The organism is Rhodoferax sp. OV413, from assembly GCF_900104385.1.
In the GTDB taxonomy this organism is placed as follows: Bacteria; Pseudomonadota; Gammaproteobacteria; order Burkholderiales; family Burkholderiaceae_C; genus Rhodoferax_B.
Map to the genome: position 1 here is coordinate 371,297 of NZ_FNJA01000002.1, position 19,002 is coordinate 390,298.

The 19,002-nt window shown below is 65.2% G+C and carries 19 protein-coding genes; 11 read left to right on the forward strand and 8 right to left on the reverse strand.

The window, feature by feature from the left end:
* Positions 1-34 precede the first annotated feature (34 nt).
* Genes BLT66_RS09205 through BLT66_RS09215 form a run of 3 tightly spaced genes read right to left on the reverse strand, consistent with a single transcriptional unit; the run spans position 35 to position 2,915 of the window.
* Entirely contained in the window at positions 35-544 is a 510-nt protein-coding gene (locus BLT66_RS09205) for a Smg family protein (protein WP_092757390.1), read from the reverse strand.
* 45 nt (positions 545-589) lie between these two features.
* Positions 590-1,729: a DNA-processing protein DprA gene (gene dprA, locus BLT66_RS09210; RefSeq protein ID WP_092757391.1), complete on the reverse strand. Its 1,140-nt coding sequence runs from the start codon at positions 1,727-1,729 to the stop codon at positions 590-592.
* Positions 1,730-1,748: 19 nt separating this feature from the next.
* Positions 1,749-2,915 (reverse strand): LysM peptidoglycan-binding domain-containing protein, encoded by a 1,167-nt coding sequence (locus BLT66_RS09215; protein WP_255406852.1) that lies wholly within the window; start codon positions 2,913-2,915, stop codon positions 1,749-1,751.
* A gap of 326 nt (positions 2,916-3,241) precedes the next feature.
* Between BLT66_RS09215 and def the strand changes: the two genes are divergently transcribed.
* From def to BLT66_RS09245, 6 genes are all read left to right on the forward strand, one after another.
* Positions 3,242-3,763: a peptide deformylase gene (gene def, locus BLT66_RS09220; protein ID WP_092757392.1), complete on the forward strand. Its 522-nt coding sequence runs from the start codon at positions 3,242-3,244 to the stop codon at positions 3,761-3,763.
* Positions 3,763-4,743 (forward strand): methionyl-tRNA formyltransferase, encoded by a 981-nt coding sequence (gene fmt / locus BLT66_RS09225; protein ID WP_092757393.1) that lies wholly within the window; start codon positions 3,763-3,765, stop codon positions 4,741-4,743. The genes def and fmt overlap by 1 nt, the downstream gene beginning before the upstream one ends.
* Positions 4,724-5,461: an AzlC family ABC transporter permease gene (locus BLT66_RS09230; protein WP_092757394.1), complete on the forward strand. Its 738-nt coding sequence runs from the start codon at positions 4,724-4,726 to the stop codon at positions 5,459-5,461. The genes fmt and BLT66_RS09230 overlap by 20 nt, the downstream gene beginning before the upstream one ends.
* A complete protein-coding gene (locus BLT66_RS09235) occupies positions 5,458-5,796 on the forward strand; it encodes an AzlD domain-containing protein (RefSeq protein WP_092757395.1) in 339 nt (112 codons plus the stop codon). Before BLT66_RS09230 ends, BLT66_RS09235 begins: the two co-directional genes overlap by 4 nt.
* A 56-nt stretch (positions 5,797-5,852) precedes the next feature.
* Positions 5,853-7,046, forward strand: a complete 1,194-nt coding sequence (locus tag BLT66_RS09240; protein WP_092757850.1) for a phosphoglycerate kinase — start codon at positions 5,853-5,855, stop codon at positions 7,044-7,046.
* A 63-nt stretch (positions 7,047-7,109) separates the two neighbouring features.
* Positions 7,110-7,604, forward strand: coding sequence for a hemerythrin domain-containing protein (locus tag BLT66_RS09245; RefSeq protein WP_092757396.1), 495 nt, complete (start codon positions 7,110-7,112; stop codon positions 7,602-7,604).
* A gap of 53 nt (positions 7,605-7,657) precedes the next feature.
* Here BLT66_RS09245 and BLT66_RS09250 read toward each other — a convergent pair whose 3' ends face one another.
* Positions 7,658-8,248, reverse strand: coding sequence for an OmpW/AlkL family protein (locus tag BLT66_RS09250; protein WP_092757397.1), 591 nt, complete (start codon positions 8,246-8,248; stop codon positions 7,658-7,660).
* 128 nt (positions 8,249-8,376) lie between these two features.
* Positions 8,377-9,483 (reverse strand): fatty acid desaturase, encoded by a 1,107-nt coding sequence (locus BLT66_RS09255; protein WP_092757398.1) that lies wholly within the window; start codon positions 9,481-9,483, stop codon positions 8,377-8,379.
* Positions 9,484-9,751: 268 nt separating this feature from the next.
* Here BLT66_RS09255 and pyk point away from each other — a divergent pair, with 268 nt between their 5' ends.
* Positions 9,752-11,185 carry a pyruvate kinase gene (gene pyk / locus BLT66_RS09260; protein WP_092757399.1) on the forward strand — a complete coding sequence of 478 codons (1,434 nt, stop codon included), beginning with the start codon at positions 9,752-9,754 and terminating at the stop codon, positions 11,183-11,185.
* A gap of 53 nt (positions 11,186-11,238) precedes the next feature.
* Here the strand turns inward: pyk and BLT66_RS09265 are convergent, their stop codons facing one another.
* Together BLT66_RS09265 and BLT66_RS09270 are read right to left on the reverse strand one after the other, a co-directional pair.
* The gene (locus tag BLT66_RS09265) at positions 11,239-12,975 is read right to left on the reverse strand and encodes a phosphoethanolamine transferase (RefSeq protein WP_255406853.1); all 1,737 of its coding nucleotides are present in this window, start codon (positions 12,973-12,975) and stop codon (positions 11,239-11,241) included.
* On the reverse strand, positions 12,962-13,633 hold the full coding sequence (locus BLT66_RS09270; RefSeq protein ID WP_092757400.1) for a phosphatase PAP2 family protein: 672 nt from the start codon (positions 13,631-13,633) through the stop codon (positions 12,962-12,964). Before BLT66_RS09270 ends, BLT66_RS09265 begins: the two co-directional genes overlap by 14 nt.
* A gap of 78 nt (positions 13,634-13,711) precedes the next feature.
* Between BLT66_RS09270 and BLT66_RS09275 the strand changes: the two genes are divergently transcribed.
* From BLT66_RS09275 to BLT66_RS09290, 4 genes are all read left to right on the forward strand, one after another.
* A complete protein-coding gene (locus BLT66_RS09275) occupies positions 13,712-14,392 on the forward strand; it encodes a response regulator (RefSeq protein WP_092757401.1) in 681 nt (226 codons plus the stop codon).
* Positions 14,389-15,756, forward strand: coding sequence for a histidine kinase dimerization/phospho-acceptor domain-containing protein (locus BLT66_RS09280; protein ID WP_092757402.1), 1,368 nt, complete (start codon positions 14,389-14,391; stop codon positions 15,754-15,756). The genes BLT66_RS09275 and BLT66_RS09280 overlap by 4 nt, the downstream gene beginning before the upstream one ends.
* Before the next feature lie 68 nt (positions 15,757-15,824).
* Positions 15,825-16,889: a class II fructose-bisphosphate aldolase gene (gene fba, locus BLT66_RS09285; protein ID WP_092757403.1), complete on the forward strand. Its 1,065-nt coding sequence runs from the start codon at positions 15,825-15,827 to the stop codon at positions 16,887-16,889.
* 96 nt (positions 16,890-16,985) lie between these two features.
* Positions 16,986-17,456, forward strand: a complete 471-nt coding sequence (locus BLT66_RS09290; RefSeq protein ID WP_092757404.1) for a YidB family protein — start codon at positions 16,986-16,988, stop codon at positions 17,454-17,456.
* A 51-nt stretch (positions 17,457-17,507) separates the two neighbouring features.
* On the opposite strand, the gene BLT66_RS09295 is transcribed toward BLT66_RS09290, so the two are convergent.
* The gene (locus BLT66_RS09295) at positions 17,508-19,001 is read right to left on the reverse strand and encodes a M20 family metallopeptidase (protein ID WP_092757405.1); all 1,494 of its coding nucleotides are present in this window, start codon (positions 18,999-19,001) and stop codon (positions 17,508-17,510) included.
* Position 19,002 lies beyond the last annotated feature (1 nt).

Genomic DNA, 19,002 nt, shown 5'->3' on the forward strand with positions numbered 1-19,002 from the left:
TGTGCCAGCGGCCTGAAAGGCTTGTAAAAAGCCTTTAGTGGGCGATGCGGTCAGATGCGTCGTCGCAGAGCTCGTCGAGCACCAGGGCGTCGGGCTCTTCGCCAAAACTCCAGTAAACCATCAGGATGATGATCTTCAGGTCGTCCAGGGTAACAGGGTTGCCGTTGGCGGCCATCGCGCGGTCGAGCACGATTTCGCGCATGCTCGGGGCCAAAATCCCGGCGGTTTCCAGAAAACTCACAAAGCCCAGGCATTCGGCGCCCAGGTGGTCTTGTTCAGCTACCGAGTAGACACGCAGGCTCTCGGTGGCGGGCAGGGCGAGCATGCTGCTGGCCGGCTGAGCGGGCGGGGTGCCGAGCTGCGGTTCGAGGTTGTGTTCGGCCTTATGCGAGGCCAGGTGCAGGCCGTCGAGCCAGCGCAAGGCCTCCTGGATCTCATCGGCCTCGAAGCCGACGGCCGTTAATTTGCGTCCCAGTTGCTGGGGCTCGGGACAGGCATCGCCTCTCCAGTAGTTTTCATAAACGTAGACGAGTACTTCAAACATGGCCCCAATATAGCGCAGAACTGCGGCAGGGGCGGGGCTAAAAAATCAAGCCCGGCCCATACGCTGGAACAGGCCGCCGGGCAGGCGTGCGACCTGGTTGTCCAGCTCCAGTTCCAGCAGCTGGACCTGCAGCTGGGCCGGGGCGATGCCGGTGCGGGCCACCAGCGCATCCAGCCCGACCGGGTCGAAGCCGAGTGCCATCAGCAGGGGGTTTTCAGCATTATTTTGACCTTCAGCGCTTTCTGTATCTGCGCTAGCAGCTATCAAATCCGTAGTGCTTTGCAGTTGCAGCTCGTCCAGTACATCCTGGATGTTCTCCACCAGTTTGGCGCCTTGCTTGATCAGCGCATGGCAGCCGCGGGCCTGGGGCGCGTGGATCGAGCCGGGGATGGCGAACACCTCCTTGCCTTGTTCCGAGGCCAGCCGGGCCGTGATCAACGAGCCCGATTGCAGGGCCGCCTCTACCACCAGCGTGCCCTGGGCCAGGCCGGCGATCAGCCGGTTGCGCTTGGGAAAGTTGCCCGGCAGCGGCGGGGTGCCGAGCAGGTATTCGCTGAGCAGCAGGCCGTGCGAGGCGATCTGGTGCGCCAGGGCCAGGTTGCGCTTGGGGTAGACGCGGTCCAGGCCGGTGCCGACGAAGGCGATGGTCGCCAACTGCCCGGCAGCGGCGCCTTCCAGTGCGCCCTGGTGGGCCGCGCTGTCCACGCCCAGCGCCAGGCCGGACACCACGGTCAAGCCGGCCTGGGCGCAGGCTTTGGCGAACTGCCGGGCATTGGCCTCGCCCTGCGGTGTCGGGTTGCGGCTGCCGACAATCGCGATGTTCTGGCTGTTGTCGGCCTGCCACAGGTCGATGCGGCCCAGCGCAAACAGCAGCAGCGGCGGGTCGGCCATGGCCAGCAAAGAGGTGGGGTAGCGGGCGTCGCCCAGGGTGATCAGGCTGCGCGGTGCGGCCTCGGCCTGCGCCAGCCACTGGGCAGTGGCCTCCAGATGCACGGCCAGCTCGGGCGGCGTTTGCAGCAACGCGCTGGCATAGGCAGGGGGGACGACTTGCTGCAGCGAGGCCTGGGACTGCGCAAACACCGCTTGTGGCAGCCCGAAGGCCGCCAGCAGGCGCCGGGCGGCTTCGTTGCCTATGCCCGGCGTCAGCAGCAGCTGCAGCCAGGCGGCGAGTTCGTCGCGCTCCATGCGCTGGGACCGATGCGGTTTAGCGCGGTGGCGTGGTCAGGCGGTCGCCCACCTTGACGCCGGTCTTGATTTCCAGGATCAGTCCGTAGGACAGGCGTTCGAACGGGCGGAACACCATCAGCAGGCCGTTTTGCTCGTCCGGCAGCTTGATGCGGGTTTTGGGGACGTCGGTGGTGTCGACCATGCTGGGCCCGGCGGACAGCAGCGACAGCACATGGCCGCGCTCGATGCCATCGCGCGTGCCCTTGTTGATCACCACGATCTGGTACTGGGCGGCATTGACGATGGAGGTGCTGCCGTAGACCGAAACGATGCGCGCGTCGACGTTTTGCGCCGGCGCCCGTGGCACGAAGTTCAGCAGCTCGCGCTCGGGTTCGGGCAGCAGGCGGTCACCGATGCTGATTTCTTCCTTGATCGACTGGACGTCAACGCTGGCCGGCACGATGTCCATCAGCGGCTGGCCGTTCTTGTCGACCGCGCCCGACAGCTGGCGGCTTTCGCCCTTGACCAGCACCACCTTGCCGACGTACTGGGTTTCATAGCCCAGCACTTCCTTGGTGATCGGGTCTCGCAGCGGCGTGGCCTTGCGCATCACGCGGAAGTTCCAGGGCTTGCCTTTTTCGTCGAGCAACGGTGCTTCGAGTGGCCCGCGTACATAGGCGCGGTCGCCGCGGCTCAGCAGGATGCGGTCTTCCGGTGTGGCAACAATGCGCGGCGCCAGTGCCAAGGTGTTTTCGTCGACGATCAGCGGCTCGGCCAGGAAGGGCTCGATCAGATTGGTCTGCAGCGTGGGCAGGGCGTTGTCGCCCAGGTTTTCGATGCGGGTGCGCGGCGACATGCGCACGGTACGCAGTCCGTCGTTTGGCTGGGCCTGGCCGGCCATCAGCATGGCGCGGCCGTCTTTCTTGACCAGCCGCAGCTCCTGGCCGGGGTAGATGCGGTGCGGGTTCTGCACTTCCTGCTGGTTCATGCCCCAGAGCTCGGGCCAGCGCCAGGGGGAGGTCAGGAACAGGCCGGAAATCGCCCACAACGTGTCGCCGGACTTGACTGTATAGCGGTCGGGGGCATTGGGTGCGAGATCGCTCAGCGGCACGCCGTTCTGGGCGACCTGGCTGGCAGTGGCCTGCTGGGCTGGGCTGATCGGGTAATTCTGGGCCAGCGCTGCAGGGACGTACAAGCCGCCCATGAGAGCGGCGCACGCCGATGCGATAGCCCAACGTGTACCCACTCCCGCCATCATGTATTTCATATTTGGTTGCACCACAAATACCCGCCGGGGCTACCGCTGCCCGGTCCTGTACAGGACGCTGATTCGACGGAAAACTAAAGACAAATTACGCGCGATTCTGCGCCCAAGCCCCTGGTTGGGCAACGAATATTGGCCCCGGCCCATTTATGCCGGCGCAAAAGTAGCGAAAATAGAGACACACAGCGTACGCAACTTACGAGAAAAGGGCTGGAAGCTCTTCTCTCGGGAGTTGCGTACGCGCTCGACATTTTCGGTGAGACTCCATGGCGCTACTTTCAATTCTTCAATATCCAGATCCCAAGCTGCACACCTTAGCACGACCGGTCAAGGCGGTGGATGCGCGCATCCAGGGCCTGATTGCCGACATGCTGGAGACCATGTACGAGGCCAACGGCATCGGCCTGGCGGCAACCCAGGTAGACGTGCACGAGCGCCTGGTGGTGATTGACGTGTCCGAGGAGCGCAATGCGCCGCTGGTGCTGATCAACCCCGAGATCCTGTGGGCCAGCGAAGAGCGGGTGCTGAACGACGAAGGCTGCCTGTCGGTGCCCGGCATTTACGATGGTGTGGAGCGCTCCACCCAGATCCGCGTGAGCGCACTCGATGGCGAGGGCCAGTCGCGCACCCTGGAGGCCGAGGGTCTGCTGGCCATCTGCGTGCAGCACGAGATGGACCACTTGCTGGGCAAGGTGTTCGTTGAATACCTGTCGCCGCTGAAACGCAACCGTATCAAAAGCAAGATGCTCAAGACGCGCCGCGCCATGGGCAAAGCGGACGTGGCTTGATGCGCGTCATTTTTGCGGGCACGCCGGAGTTCGCCCAGGTCGCCTTGGCCCAGCTGCAGGCGGCCGGCCACGAGATTGTTTTAGTCCTGACCCAGCCGGACCGGCCCGCTGGCCGCGGCATGAAGCTGCAGGCCTCGCCGGTCAAGCAGCATGCGCTGGCCCACAATATTCCCGTGGCCCAGCCGCGCAGCCTGCGCTTGGACGGCAAATACCCCGAAGACGCGGCCGCGGCCCAGGCCGCTCTGCAAGCTGCCCGCGCCGATGTGATGGTGGTTGTGGCCTACGGCCTGATCCTGCCGCAGTGGGTGTTGGACCTGCCGCCGCGCGGCTGCCTGAACATCCACGCCAGCCTGCTGCCGCGCTGGCGCGGTGCTGCCCCCATCCACCGGGCGATTGAGGCCGGCGACACAGAGACCGGCGTGGCCATCATGCAGATGGATGCCGGTCTGGACACGGGCGACACGCTGCTGGTGGAGTCGCTGCCGATCGCTCCTACCGACACCACCGGCAGCCTGCACGACAAGCTGGCCGCCCTGGGTGGCCGTTTGGTGGTGCAGACCCTGGCCCAGCTGGACAGCCTGGTGCCTGTGCCGCAGCCGGCCGAAGGCATTTGCTACGCCCACAAGATCGAAAAGCGCGAAGCCGCCATCGACTGGAGCCAAAGCGCCCAAACCATCGTGCGCCGCATCCGGGCTTTCAATCCGTTTCCCGGTGCCGCCACCCAGTTGGCCGGCGACAGCCTGAAAGTCTGGGCCGCCAGCGTGTCGGAGGCCCAGCCGCCAGTCGGTGCGGTTTGTGGATCGATTGTGGCTCTGGCGCTGGACTACATTGCGGTGGCAGCTATGGATTCGATAGTAAACATCGAGCTGGTGCAGCGCCCGGGTGGCAAGCGCCTGGCGGTGGCTGATTTCCTGCGCGGCTGCGATCTGCAGCCCGGCATGGTGTTGGAAGGCACAGCCGATGTTCCTGAAGCGCGCTAACCGCATCCACCCTGAGTTCCGCATCGGCGCCGCCGAGATGTGGCCACAAGCGCCCGGCATGGCGGCCTGGGGCCTGATGACCGGCGTGGCCATGGCCAATTCGGGCATGGGCCTGGGTGCTGCACTGCTGATGACCTTGACGGTGTTTGCCGGCAGCTCGCAGCTGGCCGCCACGCCGCTGATGATTGCCGGCGCGCCGGCCTGGGTGATCCTGGCCACCGCCTTTTGCGTAAACCTGCGCTTCGTGGTGTTCAGTCTGCACCTGCGGCCCTACCTGATGCACCTGCCCTGGCTGGAGCGCATCAGCCATGGCTACCTGACCACCGATTTGACCTATGTGATGTTTACCAAGCGCTTCCCGCACCCGGGCGACACCCCGGAGGCGCGCAACGCCCAGGAGGCCTATCTGGCCGGCAGCAATACCGCCACCTGGATCAGCTGGATGCCCATCAGCATCACCGGCGTGGTGCTGGCCAACTTCATTCCCACCACCTGGGGCCTGGGCTTTGCCGGCATCTTGTGCCTGATCGGCATTCTGTGTTCGCTGGCCAGCACGCGGCTGCGGCTGCTGTCGGCGGCGGTGGCGGCGGTGGCGGCCATCGTGGCCTACCAGCTGCCATTCAAGCTGAACATCGTGGTGGCGATTGCGGTGGCGGTGCTGGCCTGTATGGGCACCGAGAAGCTGCGCCCGGCGCCCGGCAAGGAGCGCACGGAATGAACGGCAGCACCGACCTGCACACCGTAGCGCTGATCATCGGCCTGGCGTTGATCACGGTGCTGACACGCTGCTTTTTCTTCCTGAGCCGCAAATCCGCCGGCCTGCCGCACTGGGCCCAGCGCGGCCTGCAGTACGCGCCAATTGCCGCCTTGTCGGCCGTGGTGCTGCCCGAGGTGCTGATGACCCAGGGCCAGCTGCTGACCACCTGGATGGACGCGCGCCTGTTCGGCGCTGCTGTCGGTGCACTGGTGTACTTCTGGCGCCGCGATGTGCTTCTGACCATCGTCGCCGGCATGCTGGTGTACCTGCCGTTGCATCTTGGTTGGGGTTGGTAACTCGGCACTTCTAGAATGGTGGGTTGACCATCCCACCCATCTACCGAGACACCGCCATGAACGTCATCCGCTTCTCCGATCTGTGCGCCCAGGGCAAAGCCCAGGGCCAACGCGTTTTCATCCGCGCCGACCTCAACGTGCCGCAGGACGACGCCGGTGCCATCACCGAAGACACCCGCATCCGAGCCTCCGTGCCCTGCATCCAGATGGCGCTGGACGCTGGCGCGGCGGTGATGGTGACCTCGCACCTGGGCCGCCCTTCTGAGGGCGCGTTCAAGCCCGAAGACTCGCTGGCGCCGGTCGCCAAGCGCCTGGGTGAGCTGCTGGGCCGCGATGTGCCGCTGGTGGCCAACTGGGTCGATGGCGTGACGGTTGCGCCCGGCCAGGTCGTGCTGCTGGAAAACTGCCGCGTGAATGTCGGCGAGAAGAAGAACAGCCCTGAGCTGGCGAAGAAGATGGCCGCGCTGTGCGACATCTTTGTGAACGACGCGTTCGGCACCGCCCACCGCGCCGAAGGCACGACCTACGGCATCGCCGAATACGCCAAGATCGCCAGCGCCGGCCCCTTGTTGGCGGCCGAGATCGATGCCATCACCAAGGCCTTGGCCCATCCGCAGCGCCCGCTGGTGGCCATCGTCGCCGGCTCCAAGGTATCGACCAAGCTGACCATCCTGAAGAGCCTGGCCGAGAAGGTCGACCAGCTGATCGTCGGCGGCGGCATTGCCAACACCTTCATGCTGGCGGCCGGTCTGAAGATCGGCAAATCGCTGGCCGAAGCCGACCTGGTCGACCAGGCCAAGGCCGTCATCGAGGCGATGAAAGCCCGCGGCGCGGCCGTGCCGATCCCCACCGATGTGGTGACCGCCAAGTCCTTTGCCGCCGATGCGGTAGCCACCGTCAAGGCGGCGACCGACGTGGCCGACGACGACCTGATCCTGGACATTGGCCCGCAAACCGCGGCGGCGCTGGCAACCCAGCTGAAGTCGGCCGGCACCATCGTCTGGAACGGCCCGGTGGGCGTGTTCGAGTTCGACGCCTTTGCCCATGGCACCGAAACCATTGCCCGCGCGATCGCCGAAAGCGCTGCGTTTTCTATAGCGGGTGGCGGAGACACACTGGCCGCCATCGCCAAATATGGCATTGAAAAGCAAGTGGGCTACATCTCCACCGGCGGTGGCGCTTTCCTGGAAATCCTGGAAGGCAAAACCCTGCCCGCGTTCGAGATTCTGCAAAAGCGCGCTGCGGCCTGATCTGCATCAAGGGCGGGTCGCCCAACGGCCGCTACGCTCCTGAGCAACTTCAGGAGAAATCGTATGGCTTTGCTGGAATGGTCGGACGCCTTGTCCTTGGACTTGGCGTGTATGGACGACACCCACCGTGAGTTCGTGGACTTGCTGGCCGGTGTCGGAGCCGCGCCGGATGCCGATCTGCTGCGGCTGTGGCAGCAGCTGGTCGTGCATACCGAAGCCCACTTCGGTCAAGAAGACCGTTGGATGCAGGCGACCCGGTTTGCCTCGGTCAATTGCCACAGCATGCAGCACAAAGTGGTGTTGGACGTGATGCGCGAAGGCGCTGCGCGGGGCCAGGCGGGCGATCTGCCATGCATCCGGGCCATGGCCTCTGAACTCGGGCCCTGGTTTCTGCAGCATGCGCAGAGCATGGACGCGGCGCTGGCCTTGCATGTGCGTCGGGTGGGTTTTGACCCGCTGACTGGGCTCATCACCATCCCGGACGCGCTGCCTGCGACACCCATCCAGGGCTGTGGCGGCGAGTCTTGTTCGGATGCGCGGGAAGCCTTGATAGCCTGAGCATCTTGCAGAATCCCCGATGAAAAAAGCGCCGAACCCGGCGCTTTTTTTGTTTAGAAGCGCCAGCCCAGGCCTATGCCGAACAGGACGGGATCTACCTTGAAGGTGCCCAGCTTGGCGCCGCCTGCGGCGACATCGGTGCGGATGTAGACCTTCTTCACGTCCAGGTTGAAGTACAGGTTTTTGGCCAGGGGGATGTCCACGCCCGCCTGCAGTGCCGGGCCAAAGCTGTTGCGGTCCACGCTAACGCCAGCCGGCAGGTTGGCCGCGCTGATCCGGGTGTAGTTCAGGCCCGCGCCCACATAGGGCTTGAAGCCGTTGGCCTGGAAGTGGTACTGCACGGTCAAGGTGGGCGGCAGGTGTTTGAAGCTGCCGATGGGCGTGCCGCCAGCGCTCAGGGTTTGTTTCTGCGGCACGGTCAACACCAGTTCTGCTGCGATCTGTGGGGTGAAGAAGTAGCTGATGTCCAGCTCGGGCAGCCACTTGTTGTTGATGCTCAAGGCCAGTGGCGTGGTGTCGCCGTTGGCGCTGTCCAGGTGCACGGCGCGGGCCCGTACCAGCCAGGGGCCTTCTGCGGTGGATTGGGCGTATGCGGAGGCCGACACCAGTACACACAGTGCGGCGGCCAGCAGGGATTTTTTCATGGTCTTTTTCCATCGGATACATGGGAACATTCCCATGCATTCGATTACAAAAGACCCTGGCCTGCGACAGTTTGCGCCGGATCAAGCGGCCGGGTGGCCGCGTTTGCGCCAGGTCAAGAATGCGGGTGTTAGGCCGCCTGGGGTTTGGGCGTGCTGGTGGCGCGGCCCGCAAAGTCGGTCCAGCAACTGCGGCTGAAGTCGTACAGCTTGCAACTGCGCGCGGTGTCAAAATACCAGCGCCAGGAGAACGGCTGGATGATGATGCGCTCGGGCAGCAGCTCTTCCAGCTTCTTCTGCGCTTCCTTGAGCCGGTACAGCGGGATGCTCATGTCCACGTGGTGGGCAGTGTGCTCCATGATGTGGTGCAGCAGCGCGCCGATCTGGAGCGGGAAGGTCAGGTGTACCGTGGTCGACACAAAGGGCTGGGCCCGCGCCCAGGCGTTGCGCTCGGCGTGCCAGGACACCTTGACGTGGGTGTGGTGTACATAGACCACGAAACCGATCATGGCGAACCAGAACAGCAGCGGTACGACAAAGCCGGTGGCCAGCAGCAGCAGCACCGATTGCCCGGTGGACAGTGCGGCTGCGGCCAGCGCCGCCAGCCAGAGCAGGCCGTAGCCCGAAATCAGCACGCAGTCCCAGGTGAAGATCGGGCGCTGCGTGCCCATGCTTGATTGGCTGGGGAAGAACATGCGGCGCCACCAGATCTCCACCATGTAGTACAGGCCCGGCGCCCAGCCGCTGCGGTAGACCCGCTCCATGGCCCGGCGCGGCGGCGACAAGGCCTGGTATTCGTCGGGCGTCAGCGGCGCCCAGACGAAGTCCACACCCTTGAGGTTGGTGAAGCCGTGGTGCACCACGTTGTGGCCCACATCCCATAGGCTGTAGGCGGTGAGCGAGGGCAGAAAGGCGATGCGGCCCAGCCATTTGTTCAGCCGGCGGTGCGGCGTCAGGCTCTGGTGGCAGCCGTCGTGGCCGATGATGAACAGCCGGCCGATGACAAAGCCTGCGGCCAGCCCGCACAGCAGCTTGGCCCAGGCTGGGGCCAGCAATACCGTAGCGCTGAGCAGGGACAACAGCAAAGCGTAGTCAAAAGCCAACAGCAGCAGAGCCCGCAGCGTGGTGCGCTGGGCCAGCGGGATCAGCCAGGAGCGGATCACCTTGCGGTGTGGCAGGGGGGCGTCGAGCGCCAGTGGCAAGGGCTCCGCGGCGCGCGGTTCAATCAAAGATGTCATGGCGAAAACACGGGTGAAGGAAGGTGAATTGCCTAGCGAAGCCGGTTCTGGCTTGGCATGGGTGCGCAATAAGCTGCCGCGATGCTATGCGGGCGGACCCCTCAGGGTTCTGACCAAGATCAAAGCTTGGTGGGATAGCGCGGCAGTGGTAACTTTGTACCATGGGCCGATGTCAGCGCTATGGTGAGGGTTTTCCAGCCCATCCTGTAACCTTTTGGTAACTGCTTTCGTGTAAAAATGGAAACTAAATTACAACGGAGACTTTTCCATGCCCCGCCTTGCCACCAAAATTGTCGCCACCCTGGGCCCCGCCTCCAATACCCCAGAGTTGCTGGAGCAAATGATCCGGGCCGGCGTCAATGTCGTGCGCTTGAACTTCAGCCACGGTAAGGCACAAGACCATATCGACCGGGCCATGATGGTCCGTGATGCCGCCAAGCGCGCTGGCCGTGAAGTGGCCATCATGGCCGACCTGCAAGGCCCGAAGATCCGCGTTGGCAAGTTCGCCGAAGGCAAGGTCATGCTGGAGCCCGGCCAGAAATTTGTGCTCGATGCCGCGCGCACCGAGCTGGGTGACATCGGCGCCGTCGGCCTCGACTACAAAGAACTCCCCCGTGAAGTCAAAGCCGGCGACGTACTGCTGCTGAACGACGGCCTGATCGTCATGGTGGTGGAAGCCGTGCGCGGCGAGGCCGTACACGCCATCGTCAAGCTCGGCGGCGAGCTGTCGAACAACAAGGGCATCAACAAGCAAGGCGGCGGCCTGACCGCTCCCGCGCTGACCGCCAAGGACATGGACGACATCAAGACCGCCATGTCCTTCCAGTCCGACTATGTGGCCGTGAGCTTTCCCAAGAACGCCACCGACATGGAAATGGCGCGCCAGCTGTGCAATGTGGCCGCGGCCGAATACCGCCACAAGCCGGGCCTGATCGCCAAGATCGAACGCGCCGAAGCCATCCCCAACCTGCAAGCCATTCTGGACGCCAGCGACGGCATCATGGTGGCGCGTGGCGACCTGGCGGTGGAAGTCGGCAATGCCGCCGTGCCCGCGCTGCAAAAACGCATGATCCGTATGGCCCGCGCCAGCGACAAGGTGGTGATCACAGCCACCCAGATGATGGAAAGCATGATCACCAACCCGGTGCCCACCCGTGCCGAGGTCAGCGACGTGGCGAATGCCGTGCTCGACGGCACCGATGCCGTGATGCTCAGCGCCGAAACCGCTGCCGGCAAGTTCCCGCTGGAAACCGTGCTGGAAATGGCCAACATCTGCCGCGAAGCCGAGAAGGCCGAATTCGGCGAACTGGAAGCCGACTTCAAGGGCAAGACCTTTGACCGTATCGACCAGTCCATCGCCATGGGCGCTTTGTTCACCGCCCAGCATCTGGGCGCCAAGGCCATCGTGGCCATGACCGACAGCGGCTCCACCGCCTTGTGGATGAGCCGCCACAGCATCCACGTGCCGATCTACGCGCTGACGCCACGCCTGGCGACCCAGCGCAAGATGTGCCTGTACCGCAATGTGCTGCCTTTGCTGATGGACGCCAGCAGCGACCGTGATACCGCGCTGGAGCAGGCTGAGCGCCATCTCACCAAGCGCGGCATCGTGCAAAGCGGCGACATCTACGCCATCACCTGTGGCGAGCCCATGGGCGCACCCGGCGGCACCAATATGCTGAAGATCTGCCAGGTCGGCTGATCTGGCATTGCTTGATGGCAGGGCCGGGGCGCCCTGCCGCTAGCTTGGCCGGTTCAGGCCCCTGCCGCGCAGCTGCGGTACATGTCCAGCGCCGGGCGGTAGACCCCGGTCTGTACCCCCAGCAATCCCAGCACCGAGTGGAAGAAGTTGTCGTGCGAAATCCGCGCGGCGGCGTTGTGCTGCAGGCAGGCCGGCGTGATGCCGCTGCGCTGTGTGAAGGCCGGCGACAGCCAGGTGATCCACGGCACATGCTTTTGCACATCAGGCGCTACCGAATAGGGCAGGCCGTGTAGGTAGATATTGTTCTCCCCTAGCGATTCGCCGTGGTCGGCCACGTACTGCATGGCGGTATCCCATTGGCCCGACTGGGTCTGCAGCCACTGGACCACCGAATTCAGCAGAAAGTCGGTGTAGACGATGGTGTTGTCGTAGGCATTGGTGATGCTCTCCTGGCTGCATTCCTGCAGCGCGCTGCTCAGGCATTCGGGGCCGAATTTCTTGAACTCCGCCGGGCTGCGGTGGCTGTAGGCCGGACCATGGCCGCCCATCTGGTGCAGTACCACCACCACGCCCTTGGCGCGGGCGGCGGCGGGCAAGGCCGCAATCCGCTGCTCCAGCCCGTGCAGCATCACCGCGTCAAAGCATTCATTGCCGTCGCAGAAGCCGGGCACCGGCACCCCGGTGGTGCTGGCGCTGGGCACGCGGTCGCACACGCCTTTGCAGCCGGCCTGGTTGTCCACCCACAGCACGGCCAGGCCGGCATGCTGCAGCACGTCGAGCAGGCCTTCGGTATCGGCGTCCCGCGCGCCATAGGCTTCGCGGCCCAGCGGCGAGAACATGCAGGGCACGGATGCGGCGGTGCTGGTACCGCAGGACCAGGCGTTGGTATAGCTGACCATCAGGCCGTTGCGCGCCTGGGCCTGCAGCAGCGGTGTGGTGTTGCGGGCATAGCCGTTGATGCCGAAGTTGCCGCTGCGCGCTGTTTCGCCCAGCACCAGTACCACCAGCGGAGGCCGGGCGCTGGGGCTGTTGGTTGCAGCCAGCTTGGCATCTTCGCCCAGCGGTTGCAGAGGCCCCGCATGCTGGGTGGGCTTGGCCAGCCGGCCCATGGCGTAGACGCTGTTCAGCGGGTTGATCAGGTAGCGCAGCTGGGTGTGGTTGCGCATCAGCCCCGCCAGATTCTGAAAAATAATGCCTGTGGCGCCCACAGATACTGCGACAAATGCTATTAAAAATAGAGCATTCTTGAGCTGTGCCTTCAGCCCTTGCGGATAGCGCACCTGCAGTCGCCAGAGCCACCAGGCCGGCACTACGGCCAGCCCGAACACGGTCAGGGCCAGCCGCCAGTGCAGGAGGTCGGTGACTTCGCGCACATCGGTTTGCAGCGCATTGGTCAGCATGGTGGCATCGATCACGATGCCATAGCTCTGCATGAAATAGCTACCAAAGGCCGCCATCAGTAGCAGCAGGGTCAGCACCGGCTTGAGCAGCCAGCGCGGCGCCAGCAGGGTCAGCAGCGACACCAGGGTGCCGAGCAAGGCGGCAATGCCCACACCCAGGCCGAGGGCTAGACGTAGCCCGGCCGTGCCTTGCAGCGAGCCCAGCTGGTGCAGCGCCTGCCACAGGGCCAGATTGCCCACGCTGGCCATCCATAGGCACAGCAGAGCGCTTACCGCCTGCGGGTGCCAGCCGGGTTGGGAGGGAGTGCGCCAGCGCATGGACCAGCGGCCGGGCAGAATGACATGGCCGGTTTGGCCGCGCGCAGAGCGCCGTAATTCAGGCGCGTGCATAGCGGTCTCCTGCAAGGAGTTGATGTAACTTATTCCCCAACCACGCCACTGTCCAGCACAGCCAGGCGCTCCATAGCGTGTGGCTGGTGTAGTGCGCGCCGCGCATCTGCTGGGCCAGGCCAAACACCGTGCCCGCCAGCAGCGAACCGACCAGCCAGCGCCGGGCGATGTGCGGCTGGTCCAGGTAGACGAAATAGCCGCCCAGGAAAGAGAAGCCCGCCGTGGCGTGACCGGCCGGGAAGCAATGGCCGCTGCCGCCGTCGGGCGTGGTCCACTGCCAGTGCGATACATGCTGGGCTACGCCGCCGAACACATGCATGTCCCAGGGGCAGCTGCTGGCACTGGTGGATTTGATGATGGACACCGCCAGCGCGCCGACGATGGGCGTCACCGCCAGCTGGATGCGGCGGGCGGTGGAGAGCCGGCGCAGCGGGCCGAACGGCAGCACCGCGCCAACGCACAGTGCCAGCACCAGTGCCCAGGCCAGGAAGCGCCCGCCTTCGTGGAACACCGTGCTCATCACCCAGTCGTCGCGCAGCGCAAAGCCCTGGGCCGTGCCGAACCAGGCAGCGACCGGCACATCCCAGCCCGAGGTGTCCCATGCGAGCAGCGCGCCCAGGGCCAGAACGGTGGCCCACCCTTGTTTTTCGTTTTGCATGGGGGCCGAGTCTTGGGGCCGCGCATTAAGCCATCCTTAAGGCCTTGCCAATGTCCAATGCCCCGCACAATAGAGCCCATGCGAATCTTGGTAGTAGAAGACGACACAGGCATAGCGCTGGGTCTCAACGTAGGCCTGCGCCAACGCGGCTATGCCGTGGATGTGGTGGGCAGCCTGGCCGATGCCTGGAGCGCGCTGCGTGTCGAGCCCTTCGACCTGGTGTTGCTGGACCTGGGCTTGCCCGACGGCGATGGCAGCAGCCTGCTGCACAAGCTGCGCGGCAATACAGCCGGCCTGCCCGATGCCCACACCCCGGTGCTGATCATGACCGCGCGCGATGCTGTGGCTTCGCGCATCGAAGGCCTGGACTCAGGCGCCGACGACTACGTGACCAAGCCCTTCGACCCCGACGAACTGGAGGCCCGCATGCGCGCGCTGCTGCGCCGCTCGGCCGGCCGGGCCCAGCCGCTGATCACCCGCGGCGATCTGGTGCTGAACCCTGCGACCCGCGCGGTACAGCTGGCCGGGCAGCCGGTGGCGCTATCGGGCCGTGAATACGCGGTCTTGCTGGCCCTGCTGCAGGCCCGTGGCCGGGTCCTGTCGCGGGCCCAGATTGAAACCACGCTGTACAGCTTCGACCAGCTGCTGGACAGCAATGCGATCGAGGTGCATATCCACCATCTGCGCAGAAAACTCGGCTCCCAGATGATCCACACCTTGCGCGGCGTCGGCTACTTTGTGCCGCAGGAGCCCGCATGAATCCCGGCGGCAGCTCACTCACCCGGCATCTGCTGGTCTGGGCCCTGGGGGCTTTGTTGCTGGTCTGGGCCGGCTTCATGGCGGTGGGTGTGCAGACCGGTCTGCACGAGGCCGACGAACTCACCGACGGCCATCTGGCCAGCGTGTCCGCTTTGCTGCTGCACCAGCAGGGCGGCGTTTTCCTATCCAATGGCGCCCGGCCGGCACCCGAGGGCTATGCCGAACTCAAGAGCCACGACTACCAGCAGTCACTGAGCGTGGTGGTCTGGGATACCGCGGGCCGGGTGCTGACCCATACCGGGGCCGCGGTATTGCCGCCGTTTTCGCAGAGCGAAGGCTTTGCCGACCTGGAGCTGGGCCCCCAGGCCGAGCGCTGGCGCAGCTTTGCCCGCTGGGACGCCGAGGGCCCGGCGCGTTCGCGCCGCGTCATGGTGTTGCTGAGCGTCGACGAGCGTGACGACCTGGCCTGGGACATTGCCGAGCAGGTGGCCTTGCCCGGCCTGTGGCTGCTGCCGGTGGTGGCGCTGGCGTTGGGTCTGGCCATCCGGCGCGGCCTGCGTCCGCTGCACCTGCTGTCGGCCGACGTGCATGCGCTGGACGTGGCCCAGGCCAGCACCCTGCAGGCCCGGCATCCGCACGCCGAGTTCGAGGCGGTGGTGGCGGCCATCAACATCCTGGTCGAACGCCAGCAGGCGGCGCTGCAGCGCGAGCGCTCGCTGGCCGACGAGGTGGCGCACGAGCTGCGTACCCCCCTGGCCTCGCTGGCGCTGCTGGCGCGCGCCTTGCAAGGCCCGCTGTCGCCGGCCGAGCGCGCGCAGAGCCTGCAGCAGCTGGAGGCCGATGCCCTGCGCGCCGGAGAGGTGGTGAACCAGCTGCTGGTGCTGGCCCGCACCAGCCGGGTTGAGCTGGCCGAATCGGCCGAGCCGGTGGACCTGCTGGCCCTGGCCCAGCGGGTGGTGGCCGAATACGCCCAAAGCGCCTGGCAAAGCGGCCATGTGCTCAGCGTCAGCGGTGATGCGCTGCCGGCGGTGTCCGGCCACCCGGTATTGGTCGAGCTGGCGTTGCGCAACCTGGTGGAAAACGCCTTGCGCCATACCCCGCGCGGCACCGAAGTCGAAGTGCAGACCGGCCACAGCGCGGCATTGGCTTGGCTGCAGGTATGTGACACCGGGGCCGCCAGCGGCCAGGCCAAGCCGGTGGACGCGCTGGGCCTGGGCCACAAAATTGTCAGTCGGGTGGCCGAAGTGCATGCGGGCAGATTTGAGCCAATTGCGCCCGAAAACGGCGTATCGGGTAGCCAAACCCACTGGCAAACTTGTTATCGGTTGTCTTTTGCCATCCCGCTGCCCGTGGGGGGCCGCTAGAATTGGCGTAGTTACCAAGCGGTTACCAAACTGCTCTGCCCCCTTCTCAACTCTCTGGAACTACCACCATGGCACTCGTCTCTATGCGCGAACTGCTGGACCATGCGGCCGTCAACGGCTATGGCATCCCGGCTTTTAACGTCAACAACCTGGAGCAAGTCCAGGCGGTCATGTCGGCCGCCGAGGAAGTCGGCGCGCCGGTGATCCTGCAAGCCAGCGCCGGCGCACGCAAGTACGCAGGCGAGCCCTTCATCAAGCATCTGATCCAGGCCGCGGCCGAGATGTACCCGCACATTCCCCTGGTGATGCACCAGGACCATGGCACCACTCCCGAAATCTGCCAGGGCGCGCTGAACCTGGGCTTTGGCTCGGTGATGATGGATGGCTCGCTGATGGCCGATGGCAAGACGCCTTCGTCTTTCGACTACAACGTCGATGTGACGCAGAAGGTCGTGGCCATGGCCCACAGGATCGGTGCCACGGTGGAGGGCGAACTGGGCTGCCTGGGCAACCTGGAAACCGGCGAAGCCGGTGAGGAAGACGGTATCGGCGCCGAGGGCAAGCTGGACCACAGCCAGATGCTGACCGACCCCGAGGAAGCTGCCCAGTTCGTCAAGGCCACCCAGCTCGACGCCCTGGCCATCGCCATCGGCACCAGCCACGGCGCCTACAAGTTCAGCCGCCCGCCTACCGGCGACATCCTGGCCATCAGCCGCGTCAAGGAAATCCACGCGCGTATTCCCAACACCCACCTGGTGATGCACGGCTCCTCCAGCGTGCCGCAGGAGCTGCTGGCCCTGATCAACCAGTACGGCGGCAAGATGAAGGAAACCTACGGCGTGCCGGTCAAGGAAATCCAGGAAGCCATCAAGCACGGCGTGCGCAAGATCAACATCGACACCGATATCCGCCTGGCCATGACCGCCGCGGTGCGCAAGTTCCTGGCCGAGAACCCCGACAAGTTCGACGCCCGCGAATGGCTGAAGCCCGCGCGCGAGGCTGCCAAGGCCGTCGCCAAGCAACGCTACCTGGAGTTCGGCTGCGAAGGCCAGGGCAGCAAGATCAAGGGCATTCCTCTGCAGGTGGTGGCGGCCCAATACGCCGACGGCCTGCTGGCCCAGGTCGTCACCTGAGACCTGTCGGGCGGTGCACACCGCCGCGTCAAAGGGATGGCGCAGAATGCGGGCTGGCTGTGCGCAGCCGGCTTGTTCCACTCTTAAGGACTCACCATGGGCTTACTTGACTCGGTACTCGGCGCGGTTTTGAACAACGGCGACCAACAGCAGCAGCCGCAAGGCGGTGCAGGCGGCCTGGGCGGCATCATCGGCATGCTGGCCAGCAACCCCCAGCTGATCCAGGTGGTGGTGGGCATGCTGGGCAACAACAGCAGCCAGGGCGGACTAGGCGGTTTGGCCGACAAGTTCGGCCAGGCCGGCATGGGCGACGTGCTGGCGTCCTGGGTCGGCAGCGGCCAGAACCAACCGATTTCAGGCGAGCAGCTGAGCAATGTGCTGGGCTCCGACGCCTTGGCTGGCATTGCCGCCCAGCTGGGCCTGCAGCCGCAGGAAGCTGCTGGTCAGCTGGCGCAGGTGCTACCCGGCGTGGTGGACCAGCTCACCCCGCAGGGCCAGGCCCCCGCAGCCGGCCTTGGCGACAGCAACGACCTGTTCGGCATGCTGGGCGGTTTGCTGCAAAAATAATAGCTGCTCGCGCAGGTGCTGCCTGCGCTAGAGCCCTAATTTCTTTAAATTTCAGCCCGCGGCTTGCATGGGGAAGCGGGCGATGACCTGCGCTACGGCTGCCGTCAGCTTTTTGGCATAGGGCACGTGCAGGAACTCGTTGGGGCCGTGTGCATTGCTCTTTGGGCCGAGCACGCCGCAGACCATCATCTGCGCCTTCGGGAAGCCCTTGGACAGCATGTTCATCAGCGGAATCGTGCCGCCCTGGCCGATGTAGCCGCAGGGCGCGCCGTACTGGGATTGCGAGGCTTCGTTCAGCGCCTGCTCGAACCAGGGCGCGGTGGTCGGCGCGTTCCAACCGGTGGCCGACTCTTCGCTCGCAAAGGTCACGCGGGCCTGGTAGGGCGCGTTGTCTTCCAGCAAGGCCTTGAGTTTTTGCACTGCCTCGCCCGCGTCGACCAACGGCGGCAGGCGCAGCGACAGCTTGAAGGCGGTATAGGGCCGCAGCACATTGCCGGCGTTCTGCATGCTGGGGAAGCCCTCGGCACCGGTGACGCTCAGGGTCGGCGTCCAGGTGCGGTTCAGCAGCGCCTGCACCGGTTCGGTGGTGGTGGGCAGCGTAAACATGGTGGAACCACCGCAGTCGTAGTGCGCCCACGGAAAACGTTTGTAAATTTCGTCACCAAGTATGGCGGCCGTGGCGCGCGCCTGGGCCAGCCGATCCGCGGGTACTTCGCAGTGGAAGCTGGCCGGCAGCAAACGGCCGGTGGCGCTGTCTTCCAGCCGATCCAGCACCTGGCGCATGATGCGAAAGCTCGACGGTACCAGGCCGCTGGCGTCGCCGGAATGGACGCCTTCGGTCAGCACCTCCACCTTCAAGGTACCGCTGGCCATGCCACGCAGGCTGCTGGTCAGCCACAGCTGGTCGTAGTTGCCGGCGCCCGAGTCCAGGCAGATCACCAGCGACACATCGCCCAGGCGCGACCGCATCGCGTCCACGTAGGGCAGCAGGTCGTAGGAGCCGCTTTCTTCACAGCTTTCGATCAGGCCGACGATGCGCGGGTGCGCGAGCTTTTGCGCCTTAAGCGCCTGGATGGCGGTGATGCTGGCGTAGACCGCATAGCCGTCGTCGGCGCCGCCGCGGCCGTAGAGCTTGCCGTCCTCGTACTTGGGCGTCCAGGGGCCAAGGTCGTTGCGCCAGCCGTTGAATTCGGGTTGTTTGTCCAGATGCCCGTACATCAGCACGGTCTGGTCGGAGGTGGCCATCACCGGGCCATCGCCGTTGGACGCGGGGATCTCAAAAAACAGCACCGGCGTGCGGCCTTCGAGGCGGATCACTTCCAGTGCCAGGCCTTCCACCTTCTGCGCCTCGATCCAGGTAGCCGCATTGCGTACTACGGTGTCGATATAGCCATGGGCCGACCAGTCGCTGTCGAACACCGGCGACTTGGCGGGGATCTGGATGTAGTCGCTGAGCTGCTGGACGATGTCGCCATCCCAGGCGCGGCTGGCATCGGCCAGGGCCTGTGCCGGGTTGAGGGCAGATGCGGGGATGCGGGCGTTCATG